The organism is Tabrizicola sp., from assembly GCF_016792905.1.
GTDB lineage: Bacteria > Pseudomonadota > Alphaproteobacteria > Rhodobacterales > Rhodobacteraceae > Tabrizicola.
Genome location: NZ_JAEULP010000054.1, coordinates 1 through 20,007, shown reverse-complemented (window position 1 = coordinate 20,007; position 20,007 = coordinate 1). Strand labels below are relative to the sequence as shown.

The 20,007-nt window shown below is 63.1% G+C and carries 19 protein-coding genes and 1 pseudogene; 3 read left to right on the top strand and 17 right to left on the bottom strand.

The window, feature by feature from the left end:
- The first annotated feature begins 229 nt into the window (after positions 1-229).
- A complete protein-coding gene (locus tag JNL31_RS11335) occupies positions 230-1,189 on the top strand; it encodes a hypothetical protein (protein WP_294973306.1) in 960 nt (319 codons plus the stop codon).
- A 372-nt stretch (positions 1,190-1,561) separates the two neighbouring features.
- Here the strand turns inward: JNL31_RS11335 and JNL31_RS11330 are convergent.
- The 9 genes and pseudogenes from JNL31_RS11330 to JNL31_RS11290 form a co-directional block, all read right to left on the bottom strand.
- Positions 1,562-1,720 (bottom strand): annotated as a pseudogene (locus JNL31_RS11330) (IS6 family transposase); the annotation flags it as partial.
- A gap of 90 nt (positions 1,721-1,810) precedes the next feature.
- Entirely contained in the window at positions 1,811-2,572 is a 762-nt protein-coding gene (locus JNL31_RS11325) for a BtpA/SgcQ family protein (protein WP_294973304.1), read from the bottom strand.
- 94 nt (positions 2,573-2,666) lie between these two features.
- The gene (locus JNL31_RS11320; RefSeq protein WP_294973302.1) at positions 2,667-3,749 is read right to left on the bottom strand and encodes an ABC transporter ATP-binding protein; all 1,083 of its coding nucleotides are present in this window, start codon (positions 3,747-3,749) and stop codon (positions 2,667-2,669) included.
- The gene (locus JNL31_RS11315) at positions 3,746-4,294 is read right to left on the bottom strand and encodes an ureidoglycolate lyase (RefSeq protein WP_294973300.1); all 549 of its coding nucleotides are present in this window, start codon (positions 4,292-4,294) and stop codon (positions 3,746-3,748) included. Before JNL31_RS11315 ends, JNL31_RS11320 begins: the two co-directional genes overlap by 4 nt.
- Complete coding sequence (rbsD, locus tag JNL31_RS11310) at positions 4,291-4,728, bottom strand: D-ribose pyranase (protein ID WP_294973298.1); 438 nt, start codon at positions 4,726-4,728, stop codon at positions 4,291-4,293. Before rbsD ends, JNL31_RS11315 begins: the two co-directional genes overlap by 4 nt.
- Before the next feature lie 40 nt (positions 4,729-4,768).
- Complete coding sequence (locus JNL31_RS11305) at positions 4,769-5,584, bottom strand: ABC transporter permease (RefSeq protein WP_294973296.1); 816 nt, start codon at positions 5,582-5,584, stop codon at positions 4,769-4,771.
- Between the two features lie 10 nt (positions 5,585-5,594).
- On the bottom strand, positions 5,595-6,809 hold the full coding sequence (locus tag JNL31_RS11300) for an ABC transporter permease (protein WP_294973293.1): 1,215 nt from the start codon (positions 6,807-6,809) through the stop codon (positions 5,595-5,597).
- Positions 6,810-6,872: 63 nt separating this feature from the next.
- Positions 6,873-7,991, bottom strand: coding sequence for an extracellular solute-binding protein (locus tag JNL31_RS11295; RefSeq protein ID WP_294973291.1), 1,119 nt, complete (start codon positions 7,989-7,991; stop codon positions 6,873-6,875).
- Positions 7,992-8,032: 41 nt separating this feature from the next.
- Positions 8,033-9,004 carry a carbohydrate kinase family protein gene (locus JNL31_RS11290; RefSeq protein ID WP_294973289.1) on the bottom strand — a complete coding sequence of 324 codons (972 nt, stop codon included), beginning with the start codon at positions 9,002-9,004 and terminating at the stop codon, positions 8,033-8,035.
- A 232-nt stretch (positions 9,005-9,236) separates the two neighbouring features.
- On the opposite strand from JNL31_RS11290, the gene JNL31_RS11285 reads away from it, so the two are divergent.
- A complete protein-coding gene (locus JNL31_RS11285; RefSeq protein WP_294973287.1) occupies positions 9,237-10,160 on the top strand; it encodes a LysR substrate-binding domain-containing protein in 924 nt (307 codons plus the stop codon).
- 254 nt (positions 10,161-10,414) lie between these two features.
- On the opposite strand, the gene JNL31_RS11280 is transcribed toward JNL31_RS11285, so the two are convergent.
- The 6 genes from JNL31_RS11280 to JNL31_RS11255 all read right to left on the bottom strand — a co-directional run bounded on the left by JNL31_RS11280 (position 10,415) and on the right by JNL31_RS11255 (position 16,622).
- The gene (locus JNL31_RS11280) at positions 10,415-11,434 is read right to left on the bottom strand and encodes a GlxA family transcriptional regulator (protein WP_294973285.1); all 1,020 of its coding nucleotides are present in this window, start codon (positions 11,432-11,434) and stop codon (positions 10,415-10,417) included.
- Between the two features lie 224 nt (positions 11,435-11,658).
- On the bottom strand, positions 11,659-12,738 hold the full coding sequence (locus JNL31_RS11275) for an ABC transporter ATP-binding protein (protein ID WP_294973283.1): 1,080 nt from the start codon (positions 12,736-12,738) through the stop codon (positions 11,659-11,661).
- A 4-nt stretch (positions 12,739-12,742) separates the two neighbouring features.
- The gene (locus JNL31_RS11270) at positions 12,743-13,564 is read right to left on the bottom strand and encodes an ABC transporter permease (RefSeq protein ID WP_294973281.1); all 822 of its coding nucleotides are present in this window, start codon (positions 13,562-13,564) and stop codon (positions 12,743-12,745) included.
- Entirely contained in the window at positions 13,561-14,406 is an 846-nt protein-coding gene (locus JNL31_RS11265; protein WP_294973279.1) for an ABC transporter permease, read from the bottom strand. Before JNL31_RS11265 ends, JNL31_RS11270 begins: the two co-directional genes overlap by 4 nt.
- A gap of 74 nt (positions 14,407-14,480) precedes the next feature.
- Positions 14,481-15,602: a spermidine/putrescine ABC transporter substrate-binding protein gene (locus JNL31_RS11260; protein WP_294973277.1), complete on the bottom strand. Its 1,122-nt coding sequence runs from the start codon at positions 15,600-15,602 to the stop codon at positions 14,481-14,483.
- 126 nt (positions 15,603-15,728) lie between these two features.
- Complete coding sequence (locus tag JNL31_RS11255) at positions 15,729-16,622, bottom strand: LysR substrate-binding domain-containing protein (RefSeq protein ID WP_294973275.1); 894 nt, start codon at positions 16,620-16,622, stop codon at positions 15,729-15,731.
- A gap of 96 nt (positions 16,623-16,718) precedes the next feature.
- Here JNL31_RS11255 and JNL31_RS11250 point away from each other — a divergent pair, with 96 nt between their 5' ends.
- Entirely contained in the window at positions 16,719-17,495 is a 777-nt protein-coding gene (locus JNL31_RS11250; protein WP_294973273.1) for a creatininase, read from the top strand.
- A gap of 120 nt (positions 17,496-17,615) precedes the next feature.
- Here the strand turns inward: JNL31_RS11250 and JNL31_RS11245 are convergent, their stop codons facing one another.
- Both JNL31_RS11245 and JNL31_RS11240 read right to left on the bottom strand, forming a co-directional pair.
- Positions 17,616-18,830, bottom strand: a complete 1,215-nt coding sequence (locus JNL31_RS11245) for a M24 family metallopeptidase (protein ID WP_294973272.1) — start codon at positions 18,828-18,830, stop codon at positions 17,616-17,618.
- A gap of 341 nt (positions 18,831-19,171) precedes the next feature.
- A complete protein-coding gene (locus tag JNL31_RS11240) occupies positions 19,172-19,852 on the bottom strand; it encodes a recombinase family protein (RefSeq protein WP_294973270.1) in 681 nt (226 codons plus the stop codon).
- Between the last annotated feature and the right edge of the window lie 155 nt (positions 19,853-20,007).

Sequence of the window (20,007 nt, the reverse complement as noted above, 5' to 3'; positions counted from 1 at the left end):
CTCTCACCTGTCTGTGGTTCGGGATGGCTTTGGAAAGGGTCGTCGGGTCGCGCGTGGCGCGTCAGACGCGGGCGAGGATCGAGCGGGTCATGCCGAAGAAACGGGCCGGAAGCCGCGCGTGATCGGTGATGTTGAAGTAGATGAACCCGTGCATGGGGGCGATATAGGCCCGAATCTGCCGTTCGGCAACGCAAAAAGGCGGGTTCATCGTGGCGGTGGGAGAGGTTTGATGGACTGGTTCAGCGCATTGACGGGATTGCCAAGCGATCGACTCGACGTGGTTCGGGCAGGAATCCTGCAGGACGGCGCCGAGCTTGTCCTGCGCACAAGCGGACGGCGGTTGGTGGCGGGTCGGCTGACCACACCGGCGCTGGCGGAGCTTCCGGCACCACCAACCGGACCTGTCCGGCTCCGGCTGCGCGAGGTCGTCGCCGACGTGAAGGCGTTGCATGCCGACCCAGGCAATGCGGGGGCGGTGTTCCAGGTGGCCTCGCAGTTCAACCTGCTGGAAATGATCGGACCGATGGTCACGCCCGAGGACGGGATTGCGCGATATGAGACAGACCAGACACAAGGCCCGGCCTGTGCCATGGCCTGCGCGGCGGGGACGATCTACCGGAACTACTTTGTGCCGGTGGGCAACCGGATCGGGCAAAGCGCGGCGCACCAGCTGGACATGCTGGCCGATCTTGGCGCGGCGCTTGGCAATGCGCAGGGCCGACTGTGGTCGATGGTGAACGGCTATGTGAGGCCGCATCCCGGCGGGCTTGGGTCCATCCGGATCGGTGAGGCGGATCGGTCCCGGCTACGGAATCTGCTGCGGGTCGGGGTCCAGGCGGGAACTGAGGTCACGCTGCCCGGTGCCGGGCATCTGGTGCATCAGGTCTATGCTTCGGCCCTGCCGATTGCCTATTCCCTTGACCCAATCGACGACTGGGAGCCCTTTGCCCGGCTTGTGCTGGAGGCAGCCTACCTTGCCACCTTCGGAGCCGCCCATGCGCTTGGCGCTCCGCGGCTGTTCCTGACCCGGCTGGGTGGGGGGGCGTTCGGCAATCCGTCCTCCTGGATTTCCGCCGCAATGGCTACAGCCCTTGAAACTTGGCAGACCGTCGAGATGGACGTGGTGATCGTCAGCTACGGCAGACCCGATCCCGCAAACCGTCCCCTGCTCGACCGGTTTGCCGGCTGACGGATCCGGCCGCAGCGGCAGAAGCACAGGGAGCCTTTCGCATGCCAAGGGCACATGGTAGCGAGCCCCGGTCATGACCGCTTCACGCAATCCGACCCTGCGCATCTGGCTGATTGTGGCGACTCTCGCCGCGCAGAGCAGGCTTTCCGGCCTCCTCGCGGTCGCCATCAGCGGCCTGACCATCATCGGCGCGTCGCTTCACGCCCAGTCGCAGGAGAGGATGGGTCTGATATCCAACCTTCTCCAGTTCCTAAGTCATTGTTTTCACTACGACCGAGTGCGTGTTCGAATCCCATCCGATACAATCGCGACTAAGATCTAACCCGGGTCAGTTTAGAAGCAGCAAGTTCTGTTCGAATTGCGCGGCCCGGACCAGTACCGCACCGGCTTGTGGCTGATCTCGATGCCGCGCTCATGGAGCAGATCCTCGACCTAGCGCAGTGACAGTGGGAAGCGGATGTGGAGCATCACCGCGAGGCGGATTCTCTCCGGGCTCGTCCTGAAGAAGCGGAAAGGGGAGCGTTTGGTCACGCAGCAAGCTAGCGGAGCGGCCTGTCATGCGGCAAGCGAAGTTCATCTGACAACACCTACAGGGTTGGTCACTTGCATAAGATCGACGATTTATCGCGCGTCACAGCACTCACCCTGTCCACGCACAAAGGCCAACAGGCGCTCCAGCTTCGCGGGATCGAAGTTGTGGAAATCGCCGGGGTGATTGATCCCGGTGCCGATGATGAAACAGTCGATCAGGCTTGCGAAGACATGCGCGTTCTCGGGCGTCAGGCCCGAGGCCAGCGCCAGCGCCGCATCGCCCACGCCGCGCCGGAAGGTTTCAACCTTCTGCAACTCCGGCGCATGGCCGGTCGCGATACCCGACGTTGTCACGACATCCATCCAACGTGCGGCGATGGCGGCGGAAACCTCGTGATGCTCGGGCGCGACCTCTCGCTGCTTTTTGAAACAGGTGCCGCCAAGATAAAGGCCGGTCCAGCCGGAGCGGTGGCGAGACTCTGCGATGGCGGCGGCCTCGGGCTGGTCGTCGGCGGTGCGACTTTCGTCGATCCGGGCATCGTCGGCCCAGTAGGCGTCGACGGCGATCCCCTCACGTTGCAGGCCGCCCAGGATGGGGAACGCCTCCAGGCCAGTGACAGCCAGGAAGTTGACCCCGATCCAGCAGGCCGGAAACTGCTGGCGGATCGAGCGTATGACCGGGAGAAATTCCTCGACCGTGATGTCGTGATTGATCAGCAGCACCCCGGGGGCGCCGGCGTGAAGCGCGATCCTGACGTTGCGGGCCGTCTGTGCGTGGTCCAGCACATGCACCACCGGCAGCACCACCGGGCCGGGTGATTTGAAAAGCTTGTGGAAGTCCGTCCTGTTCATTTCGAGTTCCATTCGTTCCTGAAGTCAGCGGCAAAAGTTCACCCGACCGCCCACGGGATCGGCGGCGGAGCGGGGGATTTCGGGGCGGCTGGCCCTAGACGGGCACGACCTGCGGTGCCTCGGCCGTCCAGCCGAAGACGATGCGGTCGCCGAGGTCTGGAGGCCGGGTCTCGCCGAAGAAGTTCTGCTTGATGGTGAAGTCGCGATTGCCGGGCAGTTCAATCCGCAGGCGGGTATGGTCGCCGAGGAAGATCGCGTCGGCGATGGGGGCTTCATGGCGGTTTTCGCAGGCGGCAGCAGCGCCGCCGACCAGAATCCGTTCCGGCCGAAGGTAGACGAACACCGCCTGACCCCGCTGAAGCCCCGGCTGCGGACGGGTGCGAATTGCGATCCCGGCATCAGTCGTGACGGTGCAGCCCCCTTCGTCCACAGCGGCGACCGCACCACTCAGACGGTTGCTCTCGCCCACGAATTCGGCAACGAAGGCGCTGGTCGGCCGGTCGTAGATCTCGGGCGGCGGGGCGCATTGCAGCAGCTTGCCATCGTTAAAGACCGCCACGCGGTCGGACATGGTCATCGCCTCGGCCTGATCGTGGGTGACGTAGACCATGGTCACCCCGGTCTCGCGGTGAAGCTGCTTCAACTCCAGCTGCATGGTCTCGCGCAGCTGGCGGTCGAGCGCACCCAGGGGCTCGTCCAGCAGCACGATGCTCGGCTCGAAGACCAGCGCGCGGGCCAGCGCCACGCGCTGCTGCTGGCCACCCGACAGTTCGGTAGGGCGACGCTGGGCCAGCGGCTGAAGCTTCACCATCTCCAGCCCGCGCTGCACACGTTGCGCGATGTCGGCCCTGGCCATCCGCCGCGCCTTCAACGGGTAGGCCAAATTCTCGGCTATCGTCATATGCGGGAACAGCGCATAGTTCTGGAACACTACGCCAATGTTCCTGCGATGAGGCGGGGTCGTCTCGATGGGGCGGCCGTTCAGGAAGATATGCCCGCTGCTGGGCGATTGCAGCCCCGCCAGCATCATCAGCGTAGTGGTCTTCCCCGAGCCGGAAGGTCCCAGCAACGACAGGAATTCGCCTCGCCGGATGTCGAGATTGAGGTTCTTCACCACGGCCATACTGCCGTAGAATTTCGATACGTTCTCATACCGGCCGATGATGTCGTCAGTCATTCCCGATCACCCATCCGCTGACCTGCCTCCATTCGCCCCGGACCGGGATGCAGCACCTGCCCTTCGGCCAGCGCGACCCAGCCTCCACGGCCTTCGCTGTCTTCGGCCTTGCGGCGTCGGGCGATGTAGAAATACGCAGCCGAGGCGCTCAGGCCGAAGGCGGCGGCGTGCCAGACCCCAGGGTTTATCATCAGCGCCTGCCCCGGCCGCAGGACGAAGGCACGGGCGGTGCGGCCGTCCGGGCGATCAACGCCCGCCGCATCGCGCAGCCCGTGCGCCACAATCTGCACGATTTCCCCCGCGACCGGGATCACAAGTTCGGTTCCCGGTTCACGCTCCATCTCGGTCACCTCGGGCGGGGCGGCCCCGGCCTGCACGAAGCCCAGCCATTGCTGCCCGTCACCGAGGCCGACGCAGCCCTCACAGCAGGCCCACCACGGGCCCGTGCTGGTCGGTCGGGCGGGGTCGGGCAGGACGGCTGCGCCGAAATCGGCGGCGGCCGACGCCGTCAACGGCTCGATGCCGATGTCGCGGACTCCGATCATGGCCTGCGATCCCGCGGCGTGAACGCCAGCCCGGCAACGATGACCAGGTTGCAGTAGGGGATGCATTCGCCGCTGCGCACGATGCCTTTCACCGACCTGGCATGGTGCTTGAAGGTGTCATGCGGTTCGTAATCGATGGTGATCGCTTCGCCCTGATCCTGCCCGGCGGCTGCGATGATGCGCAGCACTTCGGAGTGGACCTCGGGGCCGTGCTTCTGCATTTCGGCATCAATGATGACGCGCTCGATCGACAGTTCCTGCGCCACGGTGGCGAACACCTGCGTCAGGCGAGGGATGCCGTGGGTCAGGCACAGATCCAGACGTAGGTCGGCCGGGATCGGCCAACCGGCATCTACGATCATGATCTTGTCTGAGTGACCCAGATCGCCGACGAGCGCGGTGAGCGGGCCGTTGAGCAATGTGCCTTTGCGCATTGGAGTTCTTTCCTTGGGCAGGGGCGCGTTCAGGGCGCCGTCAGGTCTTGGTAGTTTTTCGGGCATAGATCTCGCTGCGGCGGCGCATCAATTCGCTGAGCACAAGGATCGACAATGCGAAGCAGACAAGCATGCTGGCGACGGCCAGGATGGCCGGACTAAGGTGTTCGCGCAGGCCGATGAGCATCTGGATCGGCACCGTCTTCTGGTCGTAGGAGCCGATGAACTGGATCACCACCACTTCGTCCAGCGAGGTGGCGAAGGCAAAGATCGCCCCGGCGACAATCGCGGGCCGGATCAGCGGCAGCGTGACCTTCCAGAAGGTCAGCAAGGGCCCCGCGCCGAGCGTTGAGGAGGCTGCGAGGAGGTTCCAGTCGAACCTTTCGAGGCTGGCGCGGATTGTGATCACGGCGACGGGAGCCGCCAGAACCGTATGGGCGATGATGACTCCGGCATAGGTGCCGATCAGGTTCAGGTCGGAAAAGGCGGAGTAGATGCCCCCAGCCGTCACAACGATCGGCACGATCTGCGGCAGCAGGATCAGCGCCGTCCAGACATTGCGCCCCGGCGTTCCCGACCGCGACAAGCCCAGGGCAGCCAATGTGCCTAGGACCGTAGAAAGCGCTGCTGCCGACAGGCCGATGATCAAGCTGTTCCTCAGGGCCAGCATCCAGTCGCGGTCGTGGAGCACCTCGGAATACCAGCGGGCCGAATAGGCATCGGGCTCCAGCGCCAGCATTTCGGGTGTGTAGACCATGTAGTGGCCCGAAGTGAACGACAGCGGGACGATGACTAGAAGCGGCAACGCCAGAAAGGCAAGGCCGACGATGACCCAGAGCTTAACGAATTGGTTCATCGTGCTTCCCCTATCTTGCCGAAGGCTTCAGCGACACGGCGCGCAGCAGCAGGGCTGCGGCTGCGATGACAATGAGCAACATGGTCGAGAGGGCTCCGGCCAGGCCCCAGTTGAGCGAGCGCGAGAAGTTGTAGGCGATCATGTTGCCGATGAGACTGCCGCTGGGGCCGCCCACAAGTTCCGGTGTCAGGTAGAAGCCGAAGGACAGCACGAAAATCAGGATGCCGCCGGCCAGCACGCCCGGCAGCGTCTGAGGCAGGTAGACGGTGAAGAAAGCCCGGACCGGGGTGGCTCCTAGCGTCAGCGCCGCGCTGAAGAGTGAGGGCTGCACGCGCTTCATCACCGCATAGGTTGGAAGGATCGCATAGGGCAGCAGGACATAGGACATGACCAACACGGTGGCAAAGAGATTATTCAGAAGCTGCGGGCGCCCCGCTTCGCTGACCAGACCGCTGGCGACCAGCAGGCTGTTGATCACCCCGTTCGATTCCAGCAGCACCTTCCAGCTGGCGATGCGGGCGAGAAGCGGCGTCCAGAAAGGCAGCATCACCAGCCCCATGGCAAGGGTGAATACCATGCCCTTGGAGCGTGAAAGGAAATGCGCGATCGGATATCCGACCAGAGTGCATACGCTGACCACGAACAAGGCCACCATGATGGTGCGCGCCCAGAGCCGCAAGTAGATCCTCTGGCCCTCGGGCTTCGGCTCGATCGAAAGCAGCCGGGACGGCTCGTCGGTGCGCAGGTCGAGCGCATTCAGATAGTATTCGGGAATGACGGGATGCGTCGCTAAGCCGATGGCGCGCCAAGTCTTTTCCTCGCCCCAGCGCTTGTCGAAGGCCATGAAACCGGCCCGATTCGGCGGGATGGTCGCCATCTGGGCGCTGGTCTTGCGGAGCAAGCTGTTCAAGCCGCCCTCGAAAAAGTTCAGTCTTGCTGCAAGTTTGGCCACGCCCTCGGGGTCTCGGGCCAGGTCCTGCTGGAAGGCGGCGAAAACCGCATCGTCCGGCACTCCCTCGACCGGATGGTCGCGCATCGCCTGCGCTGTCAGCGACAACACCTGCGCGATGGCTCGGTTGTCGACGCTGAGGTAGGCGAAGCGGAAAAGCGGCAGGACCAGAAAGGCCAGAACCAGCAGGGCAAGCGGTGCGATCAGGCCAAGGCCTATGACCGAGGCTCGCGTTGGGCGCCAGGTCCTTGCCGTCTGAAAAGGGCGTGCGGTCATGGGACGCTCCCGGGGGGATTGGGTGGCGGCGGGGCGGATTGCTCCGCCCCAGCCCCGTTAAGGTCAGAGGCCGGCTTTCCAGGCGGTCCAGCGCTCGGTCACCTCGTCCTGATGGTTCTGCCAGTAGTCGACACCCATCTCGAGGTAGTTGGCCATGTTATCTGGCGCGGTCGACAGGAACGGCCCCACCGAGGTCTTGCCGTCTTCGGACCAGGGCTCATTCGCCAGGATCTTGTCCACTGCCGATTTTCGCCAAGGCGCATAGGGAATGTAGCGGGCAGTTTCGGCGATGTTGTCGGTCGCAGTGGCGAATTTCAGGAAGGCTTTTGCCGCCTCCAGATTGGGGGTGCCCTTGATCACCGCGAAGTTCTGGAAATCCATGATCTGCCCGTCCCAAACCTGAGTGATCGGGGCGTTTTCCGTCACGACAGCGTTGAAGAAGCGACCGCTCCATCCGGTGGACATGACGACCTCGCCCTTGGCCAGCAGTTCTGGGGGCTCGGCTCCGCCAGTCCAGAACACCAGACCGCCATTCGGATCGTCATGCAGCGACTTTAGCTTGGCCAGCGCCCGGTCCACTCCGACATCGCCCGATTCTTCCAGATAGCTGTAGACATCCCCGGGGGCCACGCCATCGGCCATCAGCGCCAGTTCGATGGCCTGGGTCGGGCTGCTCCAGATCCCGCGCTTGCCAGGAAACCGCGCGGTGTCGAAGTAATCGGCGACCTTGGCCGGCTGATCTCCGGTAAACACGGTATTGTTGAAGGCGAACCCCCAAGAGTAGACCACGGTGCCGACCGAACAGTCGTTGGTCCTCTGGACCTGGTAGTCGTCCAACGTGGTGCCATCGGGAGCGGGTTCGGTGACCTCGGCCAGATCGATCTTCTCGAAGATGCCCTCGGCGCAGCCGGTATTGGCCTCGGCGCTGTTCACATCGACGATGTCCCAGATGACATTGCCCGAATCCACCTGTGTGCGGATTTCGCCAAGGCCGCCGGAATAGACGTTCCAGTTGATCGTGTGGCCAAGCTTTTCATAGGCTTCGCCATACCCCATCTCCTGGCTGCGCTGGTAGGCTCCACCGGTCGATGTGACGTTCACTTCGTCAGCGCGGACTAGGCCGGTCGTCGCGATTAGAGCGGCGAAAGCCACCCCCGTCGACAAAACAGATGTCTTCTTCATGTAGTATACCTTTCCCTGTTTGCTTGAATGAGCCGCCCTAGTCAGGCTGGACAGGCAGCGGCAGCGCCTGTTTGTTTGAGATGTTCCAAGAACTCCATCACAGTCCCGACCGTCGCGCGCCCGCTGCGGGGGCCGGTCATGGTGGTCGAACGGGCTGCAGCGAGATTGGCGAAGCGCGCCGAATCCTCGATGGACCAGCCCTGACTGCGGCCGAATAGATATGTCGCGTTGAACGTATCGCCTGCGCCAAGAGGATCGACGGTTGCCACTCGGAGCCCAGCCGTCCTCCAGCGCCCCGTCGGCGAAACGACCTCGCAGCCGCCCTTGCCGAGGGTTGTGACGATCTCGGCACCAGACGCTGCAAGGAGGTCGGCAATCGCCGCCTCTGCGGATTTCGTACCGCGGAACTTGTCAAGACTTTCCTCGTTGAACGATAGGAAGTCGGCTGCCGAAAAGGCCCACCAGTCTTCCTCGGCCGAACGGAAGGATTCTGCCTCGACGTCGATGAAAAGCCGCGCCCCCCGGGCGTGCGCCTCGGCCAGCACACCTTGGATACCCACGATCCGGCGCAGATGGGCGATGGTCGAATAGATGAATTTCGCCCCCGTCAGCACTGCCCTCTCGGCCGTGGTCGGATCGAAGTCATAGCCAGGATCGACGATGACAAGCGTCTTTTCATCCGGATTGACCTCGGTCAGGAAATTGTAGGCATAGGAGTTACGGAACCCGGGCGCGCGGCGGATGTTTCGGGTGTCGATGCCGGCCTGGGCCAGCTCGGCCAAGATGGGATCAGCATCCTCGTCGTCCGCCAGCGGTCCCATCAGCATAGGCGGGGCGCCGTAACCCGCAAAGATGGTCGCCGCATTTGGGATCATGCCGCCATATACCCTCCCCGTCGGCTCGGCATTGATTTTCTGGCCCTCGTTTGGCCAAGCCCTGCAGAGCAGGTAGTGATCGACGGCATGGCTTCCGAAGAACACCATGGTGCCGTCGCTAATTACGGTGTTGGGCATTCATCCCTCATGCGATCGGCCACCTTTTCACCAGGCAGCCCTTCAGTTCTTCGTCCGACTTTGCAGCCCCCGGCTGATTGCAACAAGCGCGAAGACCTAACTGTTGCCGTTAGTCAAGCTAACGAGTACGAAGGGCTGGCCTTGGCCAAGGTTCGGCCGGCGTGGCTTGGGCTGGACGGGAACCCCGTCGCTGTCTAGGATTATTGTTAACACCGTGTCAGAAAGGGTGGCCATGTCGCTTCGGCATCTGTCGCTGACCGCGCTGCGAACCTTCGAGGTCGCCTCGCGCTACCTGAGTTTCACCAAGGCCGCGGATGAGCTCTTCCTGACGCGCAGCGCCGTCAGCCAGCAGATTAGCCAGCTGGAAAGTCAGCTTGGCGCGCAGTTGTTCCATCGGATGAACAGCCGGCTAGTCCTGTCGCGTGAAGGTGCGGCGCTTGCCGGGGTGGTGCGCAAGTCACTTATGAATATTGAGGGCGTCCTGGACAATATCCGCTCCGGCGACATTTCGGGCAGGCTGGTGATCGGATCGTTGCCCTCCTTTGGGGCCAAGTGGCTTGCGCCGCGGCTCAGGCAGTTCTGCAACATGCATCCCAATATCGAGGTCCGGCTTCTTTCCTATGTCAGCCTCGACGACGTTGTGATCAACGGCGTCGACATTGCTATCAGCTTCGTTCGCGAGCGGCAGTCAGGCATCTGTCAGGAAATCCTGTTGCAGGATGAGATTTGGCCGATTTGCACCCCCGGGATGGCCCAGGACGTCCAACCTATCCGCTGCGCCGAGGATCTGTCGGGCCGACCTATCCTGCACACCACGCTGGAGGGCCTCGATTTCGGAGCCAGTTGGGAGGAGTGGCTGGCCGCTCTAAACCTCGCCCCCCTCTCGGCGCAACGGGCGCTGTCCTTCTCGCGCGCCTATATGATGATCGAGGCGGCGATGCAGGGCCAGGGCGTCGGCATCGCCATGCGCTCGTTGGTGGAACAGGATATCCGCGCTGGTAGGTTAGTGCGGCTTTTCGATTTTCGCGTGAGAGCGGCGAAGCTGATTGCGCTGTTCTACCCAGAAGCCGCCGAAAACCGCCCTGCCATACGCGCATTCAGCGACTGGATCCACGAGACCGTTAAAGGCGAAGGTAGCGAGGTCGTTGGCATCTGATAGCTTTAGAGTGGCGGCGAGGACCGAAGGGCGGGGAGCGGTCATTCGAACAGGAGTGACCAACGGCGGCTTAGGTCCGGATGGATAATCGGCCTCTTACTCGCGAACGGTCGCAAAACGGACCTTTGCGAAAATGGACAAAGTCCGCTTGCGCTTGACCGACTTCAGGCAGTTCTTAGAATGGAAAGAATTTGGCGGCGCTGCAGTTTCCGGCGGCCAACGAATGTGTTCGAGGGTCCCGACAGGTTGCCGGCTCACGAAATATTGGACGGGCTCTTTCCATAGCGCGCCTTATAGGCCTTCGAAAAGCTCGATCGCGAGTTGAAGCCAGTCGCAACCGCAACCTCCAAGATTGATAGTTGTGTTTCCGAAAGGAGGTTCCGCGCCTCTTCCAAGCGTAGTCCAAGGTAATAGCTCTTGGGTGTCTCCTGCATGATCGACTTGAACGTCCGCTCAAGATGGCGTGTGGTCCGACCAAAGATGTCCGCAAGCTCTCCCTGATCGAGAGGCGTCGCGATGTTGGCCTTCATCACGCTTATGACCTTTGCGATGCCGGGATGCCGGACTCCCATCGCAGTCGGATAGATCGCCTTCTGCGTAACGCTTGCTTCTCGACGACGAAAATGCAGGCACATCTCGGCCACTGCATCGGCCAGCCGGTCGCCGTAATCCTTCGCAATGAGCGCAAGCATCATGTCGACGCCCGCCTCGCCGCCAGCGCAGGAAAAGTGCTTGGGGCCGATTGAGTAAATCTGCTGAAGCGGCTCGACATCGAACAGTTCCCGAAAGGCTGGCTGGTTCTCCCAATGGACAGCGGGTGAGTGACCGCCAAGCAGCCCGGCCCGCGCAAGCGTATAGGCGCCGGTGCAGATGGCCCCGATCCGTCCCCCGATACGCTGGTGGCTTCGAAGCCAAGATAGGACGCCGAGGTCGGCGGCCTGGGATGCGTCGGTGCCTGAACAGACGACGACGGTTGCATCGCGTCCCAAGGGGGCGAGCCCGCGGTCGACCTCGACCCGTATCCCGGCAGAGCTTTCCACCGGCGCGCCGTCCGCGCTGAGCAGGCTCCAGCTGTAAAGCGGCTGCTGCGTCAGCTGGTTCGCGATGCGCAACGGTTCGATGGCCGAGCTGAAAGCCAGAAGCGTGAAGCGCGGCAGCGCGAGGAAGGCGAAATGCCGTGTGGTGACGGCGCCGGGCAGGCGCAGGAAGGCCACCCCTCGGGGGATGACCGGCGTCGCAGGGTCGAAACGATTTCCCTTAGCGTGGATGCTCATCTTGGCGCTCGGATCATCACTTCAAATGGTGACGTCGGAAGAACCGGCTGGCCCAGCCCGGCAGCACGAACCGCCATCGTTTCGGCGTAAGTGCGAGACCGTCCATCTGTTGCTTCGACAGGCCTCCACCGTGAAACAGGACGATACTCATTTCGGATCTCCGGGAGTTCAGGAAAACGGGCTGCAGACGTGCGTGATAGAAAGGATAGAGCATCGGGCCGGCGCTAGCTTTCGCGGACTAGATGGCCGTCTTCCGGGTTCCACCAGGCGTAAAGCGGCTGTCCGATGGCCAAGGGCAGGCCGGCCAGTTCGTCATGGCCCTTCTGGACCCGGATTTCCTGGCCTTGTGCGGTCTCAAGATAAACCGTGGCGGTGGCACCGACGAACTCCTCGCCGATGACCTTGACGGGGACGAAGTTGACATTCCCGGCGGGGGCCGTGGTGCTGAGGTGGGTCTGGGTATCCAGTACGGTTAGGGTCGCGGACTCTCCGCTCGCGGCGGGCGCAGCAAGGCGCAGCGGGCCCATGGGCGTGTCAAGCTCAAAGCCGGAGGTGCCGGACCGCACCTGTCCCGAGAAAAGGTTTGACGAGCCGAGGAAATCGGCGACGAAGCGGGTGCGGGGCGTGCGGTAGATTTCCTGGGGGGTCCCGATCTGCTCGATCTTGCCCCGGCTCATGATCACCACTCGGTCGGCCATCGAGAAGGCTTCGGACTGGCTGTGCGTGACGTAAACAAAGGTGATCCCGGTTTCGCGTTGCAGGTTCTTCAGCACCGACTGCATCCGCACCTTTAGCGCGGCATCCAGCGCTGACAGGGGTTCGTCCAGAAGGAGGATCTCCGGCTCGACCACCAGCGACCGCGCCAGCGCCACGCGCTGCCGCTGGCCGCCGGACAATTGGCTGATGTTGCGGTCAGCGAACTCGGTGATCTGCATCCGGTCCAGCCATTGCTCGGCCCGCCGCCGTCGTTCGGCTTTGCCGACGCCGCGCATCTTCAGCGCGAATTCGACATTCTCGATGACGTTCAGGAATGGAAAGAGCGCAAGGCTCTGCCAGACCATCGGAGTGTCGCGGCTCCAGGTCGGCAGGTCGTTGATCGGCTTGCCCGACAGTCGGATCACGCCCTTGGTCGGCGCTTCCAGACCGGCGAGCATCCGCAGCGTCGTGGTCTTGCCGCAGCCGGAGGACCCCATGATTGCCAAGAACTCGCCCTTCTTGATCTCGAAGTCCAGCTTCTGGACGGCAATGAAATTGCCGAAGCTTTTGACCACGCCTTCGAAGGAAACCAGGATGTCGCGGCTCATGGGGTCACTCCTTGTCGGCGAGCTTGGCGCCGCGGCCCGACAGCAGAAGCTGCGCCAGGATCACAAGCGTCATGGAAAGGATGAAGACGAAGGTGCCGATCGCGTTGATCCGCGGGCTGACCTGGCCTTGCAGGAAGCCCAGGACCTTGACCGGCAGGGTCTCGTTCAGGCCCGAGACGAACCAGGCCACGGCGAATTCGTCGAACGAAACCGCCATCGTGATGAAAAGGGCCCCCAGGATCGCTGGCGCGCAGAAGGGCACGATCACATGGCGCATCGCCATCCATTCCGACGCGCCCAGGTTCCAGGCGGCGGGCTCCAGCGCGGGGTCCATCTGGCTGAGGCGCAGCCGGATGATCGCCATCGCAAAGGGCGCGCAGACGACGACGTGGGAGATGATGACCGACAACGCATTGCCCGACAGGTTGATGCGGGACAGGTAGGCCAGCATCGCCAGGCCAAGGATGATGACCGGGATCGTCGGCGGCAGCAGTGCAAGTGCCAGGTAGACCTGCTTGCCCGCGAACTTGTAGCGGTAGTCCGTATAGGCCGCCCCGAACCCCAGCGCGGTCGAGACCACACCCACGATCACACCCACGAACAGCGTATTCCGCGCGCCTTCCCAGACCAGTGGGTCCGTCGCCACGGCGCGGTACCAGTCCAGGGAGAACTCGCCGAGGGGGATCGACGGGAAGCGGTCCGAGTTGAAGCTGAAGACGAAGCTTGCCGCGATGGGGGCGAAGACGAAGGCATAGGCCAGGACGACATACAGCATCAGCGCCCAGTCCACGCTGCGGCTGCGGTTCAGATCGGCGGAGCCGCTCATTTTGACTTCCCCTTATAGGCGAATTTGACGGCGGCGAAGGCCACGACCATCAGCGTGCCGATCATGGTCAGCGCGATGACCGCCGCGCGGGGCCATTGCTGGCCGGATTTCGTGGTGTCGGTGATCAGGATCGACAGCGTCGTCGGCTCCCCCCCGCCCAGGTAGACCGGGCTGACGAAATCGCCGAAGGCCAGGATGAAGCAGAAGAGCGCGGCGATCACCAATCCGGTGCGGGCCGAGGGGATGATAACCTCGAACACCGTGCGCAACCGCCCGCAGCGCATGTTGTGTGCGGCCTCGATCAGGGTGCGGTCGATGAAGACCAGACTGAACAGTTGCAGCAGAACCACCAGCGGGAAAGCCAGCGTCAGGTAGCCGATCATCGTGGCGCCGACGGTGTTCAGCATCTGGTAGGGGCCAAGGCCGATCCCGCCGAGGATGACGTTGATGATGCCGTTGTCGGACAGAAAGATCTGCCAGGAATAGACTCGGACGAGGTAGCTCGTGAAGAACGGGATCACCATCAGGAACACCGCCCAGCGCCGGGTGGTCTCGGACATCTTGAACGCGATGGCGTAGGACGCCGGGAAAGCCAGCACGCTGGTCAGGACTGACGCGGCCGCCGCAAGGGCAAGCGTCGTCCCGTAGGCCTGCCAGAAGACCGCGCGGTCGTACATCGTGGTCCAGTTGACCGCGTCGAAATCCGGCGACATCACGAAGTTCTTCACCGTCCAGAAGGACAGCGCGACCAGGAACAGCAGCGGAAAGACGAAGAACAGCACCTGCCAGATCAACAGCGGCAGCGAGAAGGTCAGGCCGTAGAGGGAAATCGGGCGTCGCATTGGCGGGCGCACTCCGGCTTATGGGGTGCGGGCCGGCATGGGAACCGGCCCACAGTCTTTGGAAGCCTCTCGGCTCAGGCGCCTTTGTATTCCGACCAGAAGTCGTTCCAGGTCTCCAGATCCTGCTGGATCGGCCATTCGCGGAACTTGATGCGACCGGCGCGGATCATGTCCATCGCGTTGCCTGCGTCCTTGGTCATGCCCTGACGCTTGGCCTCGTCGGGGTTCTCGGCCTGCAGGACCTCCCAGCCCTTCGCGTTCGGGATCAGCGCCGGATAGGCCGCCATCTGGGCCGACTTGGCCTGCCCCTTGGCCGAGGTGATGTACTGGATCCACTTCTTCGCCAGGTCCGCCTTGGCCGAGCCCTTGCCGATCGAGAAGCATTCCGACCACTGCAGCCCGCCCTGTTCCGGGATGACCGACTTCACCTTGGCGCCGTTCTTCTCCAATACGCCGGTGATCCAGTCGCCGATCCCGCAGAAGGCCAGCATCTGCCCGTCGTTCAGGGACGAGAAGGTCCCGCCATAGTCGAAGAACCCGCCCACCTGCGGCCGCAGCGACATGGTCTTTTCCTGAACGCCGGCCCAGGCGGCTTCGTCGATGTCATAGGGATTGGCATTGCCGTTCAACAGGCTCATCTGCCCCAGGTTCGGCAGGTGCCAGTCGAAATGCCCGACCTTGCCGGTTAGCTTCGGGTCCCAAAAGACGTTGTAGTTGGCCGCTTCCGCCTCGGTCAGGGCGTCGGTGTTGTAGGCCACGCCCAGGAAGCCGAAACGGGTGACGAGCGAGAAGAGCTTGCCGTCCTGCCAGTTGCCCGGGAACTGCTGGAACTCGGGGAAATAGTCGTCCAGCGCATAGTCGGCGGGGTCCAGCTCCTCGACATAGCCGGCCGCGTTCAGGGCCTGAACATATTCGGCGTCCGACAGGATCACGTCGAAGGTGCCGGGCGGCGATTGCGAGATCAGGCCCAGCATGTTGTCGCCGCCAGTGTAGTATTTCGGGATGAACTTGACGTTGTTCTCGGCCTCGAACTCGGTAACGATGTCCGGCTCGGCATGGCCGTACCAGGCGAGCATCGTCAGCTCGGTCGGCGCTGCGAAGGCACGGCGCGACAGCATGGGCGTCGCCAGAAGTGCGGCACCCGAGGCAAGCAGCGAGCGGCGGGAAAGACCCATCGCGGTATCGATCTTGGTCATGTTCGTTGTCCCCGTTGTCGTTATGTCGGCAATGTCATTGCCGCGACGTTAGGGGATCAGCGCGCCCGCACAAAATCGGTTCTTGAAATCCCTTGATAAGCGCCCGTTATGCTGCCCGGAAATACATCACCCCGGCACCGGACGGACGCCGGAACCGACGCTTTCCAGCCCCGCCACCAGGTCGCTGACCAGTTGCAAACCCGCCGGGGAGAGCCGCGGATGCTTGTAGAAAAGCCCGATGCGCAGGGGTTCCAGCTTCGGGAAGCCCTCTTCCTGCTGCAACTCGCGCATGCCGGGCATCATGGTGGCCCGCGTCAGGGCCGTGACGCAGAGCCCGTTCAGCACCGCGTTCTGCAAACCAGAGATGCCCGGGCCGGTATACACGATGCGCCAGCGCCGTTCTGCGGCGTCCAGGGCCTCGATCATGCGGGTTCGGTAGTCACAGCCTTCCAGATGCGCGCCGAGCGGCACGGGCCGAGCATGCGACAGCTTCAGCGACTCGGCGGCGGCCCAGATCGGCTGCTCAACCCAGGCGCGCGACAGGTAGGGCATCCGGGCCGAGGGCATGGTGGCCACGATGATGTCCAAGTCATCCGAGCGTAGGTGCTGGTGCAGTTCGCGGGAAAGGTCGCAGTGAATTTCCAGTTCGACATCCGCGTTCTGGCGCAGGAACGTGGTCAGGGTGTTCTGCAGGAAGGCGACGGCATAATCGGTCGGCAGGCCGATCCGAAGCACGCCTTGCATGTCCGACCGGTGGAAGTATCGCACCGCCTCGTCGTTTATCCGCACCATCTCGCGCGCGTAGGACAGCAGCGCCTCGCCCGCGGGCGTGGTGTGGATCGCCCGGCCCTCCTGCATCAGAAGCGGCGTGCGGACCAGCTCTTCCAGTCGGCGGATCTGCAAAGAGATGGCGGGCTGGCTGCGCCCCAGCACCGCCCCCGCTTTCGAATGGCCCCCAAGTTCGACAACGGCGATGAACGTACGCAACAGGTCGGTCGGAAGGTTGGTCAGCAGCGCCAAGAATTTGCTCCGGCAATGGAACCATTGTGACTATCTATTTTCCTTATGCAGCTAAGGCAACGTAATTTTGGCCAACCCTTACTCAGGTTTTGGCCCATGAAACACGAAACAGCCTTCGCCTCGGAACTGACCTGGCCGGACTACCATGCGGCCGTCCGCGACGGCGGGACCCCGATCCTGATCCCGCTGGGGTCGATGGAACAGCACGGCCACCACATGCCGCTGCATGTCGATGTGCTGCTGCCGACCGAATTCGCCAAGCGCGTGGCCCCGCAGATCGGCGCCCTGGTCGCGCCCGCCTTCACCTACGGTTACAAGTCGCACCAGAAATCCGGTGGCGGCAACCACCTGCCCGGCACCACCAGCCTGGACGGCGCCACGCTCGTCGCGGCGCTGAAGGACGTGGTGAAGGAGTTCGCCCGGCACGGCGTGCGCAAGATCTGCCTGGTGAACGGCCATTTCGAGAATTCCTGGTTCATCATCGAAGGCATCGACCTCGCCCTGCGCGAGTTGCGCTGGGACGGGATCACCGATCTGAAAGTCGTGGTCCTCTCCTACTGGGACTTCGTCCACAAGGAGGCCATCGCGCAGCTTTACCCCAACGGCTTCCCCGGCTGGGACGTCGAACACGGCGGGGTGCTGGAAACGTCACTGATGCTGGCGCTTTACCCCCAGCACGTCCACCTCGACCGCGCCGTGGACCACCCCGCCGCGACCTTCCCGCCCTATGACGTCTATCCGGTCAAGCCCGAATGGACCCCCTGCTCCGGCACGCTGTCGTCGCCCAAGGACGCCTCGACGGAAAAAGGACAGATCCTGCTGGAGGTCTGCACCAAGGGCATCGTCGAGGCGCTGCGGACCGAGTTTGCCTGAACCATCTTCTTCCTGGTGACCTCGGGGGGCCTCGGCCCCCCTTTTTTCATGCCAGGTCTGAACGTCACAAATAGAAAAGGGGCCGGAAATCCGGCCCCTTTAGACAGCTCCCGTCCAAGATCAGTTCTTGATGATGTTGTGCTCGGGGCCGAAGGGGAAGCCGGTGATGTTCTCGGCACCGGTCTCGGTCACGATTAGGATGTCGTGCTCACGGTAGCCGCCCGCGCCCGGCGTGCCTTCCGGCAGCATGACCATCGGCTCCATCGACACGACCATGCCCGGCTTCAGTTCCGTCTCGATGTCTTCGCGCAGTTCCACCCCAGCCTCGCGGCCGTAGTAGTGCGACAGGACTCCGAAGGAATGGCCGTAGCCGAAGGAGCGGTATTTCAAGAGGTCCCACTGGCGGTACATGTCGTTCAGTTCCAGCGCGATCTCGTTGCACTTGGCGCCGGGCTTGATGAGTTCGAGGCCCCGGCGGTGGACGGCGACGTTCTTCTCCCAGATATCCAGGCTTGCGTCATCGACGTGGTCGCAGAACAACGTCCGCTCCAGCGCGGTGTAATAGCCGAAGATCATCGGGAAGGTGTTCAAGGACAGGATCTCGCCCGACCTGATCTTCTTGTTGGTCACCGGGTTGTGCGCGCCGTCGGTGTTGATGCCCGACTGGAACCAAGTCCAGGTGTCCATCAGTTCCACGAACGGGAAGGAGGCCGCGATCTCGCGGATCATCGCGTTGGTGCCGGCGATGGCGACCTCGTGCTCCGGCACGCCCGCCTTGACCGCACCAGCCACGGCCCAGCCCCCCACGTCGCAGATGCGCGCGCCGGTGCGGATCAGCTTGTGCTCCTCGGCCGACTTGATCGACCGCATCCACATCGAGGGCTGGCCGATGTCCACGAACTCCACCCCCGGCAACGCCGCTTCCAGCGCCTTGCGGTAGTCGAGGTGCACGTGGTCGAACTCGATCCCCAGCCGCTTGACGCCGGGGGTCAGCTGGCGCACCGCGCGGTAGAAGTTGTCGCGCCGCCAGTCGGTGTAGGTGATGTTGTTGCCGAAGCTGCGCCGCCAGGGCTGCCCGCCGTCGATCCCCGCCGAGATCGTGGTGGCGTTGTCCTGGGTGATTACCATGCCGTACTTGCGGCCGAAGTAGCAGTAGAGCCAGCCGGAATAGTAGTTGATGCAATGGTAGGACGTGAACAGCGCCGCATCGACGTTGTTCTTCGCCATCCATCCGCGCACGTCATCCTGACGGCGCTTCATCTCGGCTTCGGAGAAGGGCGAATATTCCTTGTCCCCGTTGTGCCACTCCATCACGTGCAACATGTCTTCGGTCATATGATCCCCCATCATTGGTGCCAAACTTACTGAGAGCGACCATACTTTGGGGCTGCTGAAGCCAGAAATTTGTTCTTAAAATCCTTCTATTTACTAACGATGCGAGGAGCGCTGCCGCCTCTTTCTTTCGCGATTGCGCGGGCTAAATTCGTTGGTATCACAGCGGCGTGCGCCCGTAAGTACGGGGCTGGGCGTGCTGAGTTCTTCGTGGCCTGTTGGCGACAGCCGGACATTCGGACGATCTACAGCCGAGAGAGAGAGATAGGTAATTGGAGAAAGTCGACCTGCAAATGCTGCTACTGGCTGTCTTGCCACGACCGTCCGCTTTGGGCCGGGAGCTGTCACCGGCGATGGAGCAGTCGGCCGACATTACCCACGCTCCAACGACCGCCCCGCCGCGTCCTTATCCCCCGGGCAGTAAGCTCGGCAGCAATCGCTCGCAGCGAAGTATGTCCTTCGGCCCGGATATCCGCGAGCACTGGTGCCAGGTCTGCAGAGAAGACTGCAGCGTTGGCAGACACGGCCTCTCGGAGAGCCGCACCGCCTTTCCCGGCCCGCCGCAGGCTCTCGGCCCCATTTGGGTTCCCGAGCTTCACTCCACGCGCCTTGGCCACTGCCAGCGCCTCCTTGGTCCTCCGGGAGATTGCCTCCCGCTCGGCCTGGGCGACCAATGCCATGATACCCACGGTCAGGTCATTCGCCTCGGGCATGTCCACGGCCACGAACCGCACCCCGCTGTCGCGCATGGCGAGGAGGAACGCCGCATTCCGGCTCAGTCGATCCAGCTTGGCGATCACCAGCGTCGCGCCCGTGACCTTCGCGAGGTGCAGCGCTTTCGCAAGCTCCGGCCGATCCGCCTTGCGCCCACTCTCGACTTCAGTGAACCGCGCCAGGACCTCAGCGCCGCGGGAGACTGCAAAGTCCTCAATCACCTTGCGCTGTGCCTCGAGACCTAGCCCGCTCGCTCCCTGCCGCGCCGTCGAGACCCGCTCGTAGGCCACCAGCCGCTGTCCTGCCGCCATCTCCACCCCCTGTTCAAAACTGCCTAACGTTCGTTGCGCAGTTCTGTACACGTCGCTCCGTTGGCCGGAGCTATCAAGTCAATCCACTTCAAAGATCCCCGTTCAGCATATGCCGGATCGTTGTTCGCTCCGGGTCGTGCGAAACCGCCGGGCGC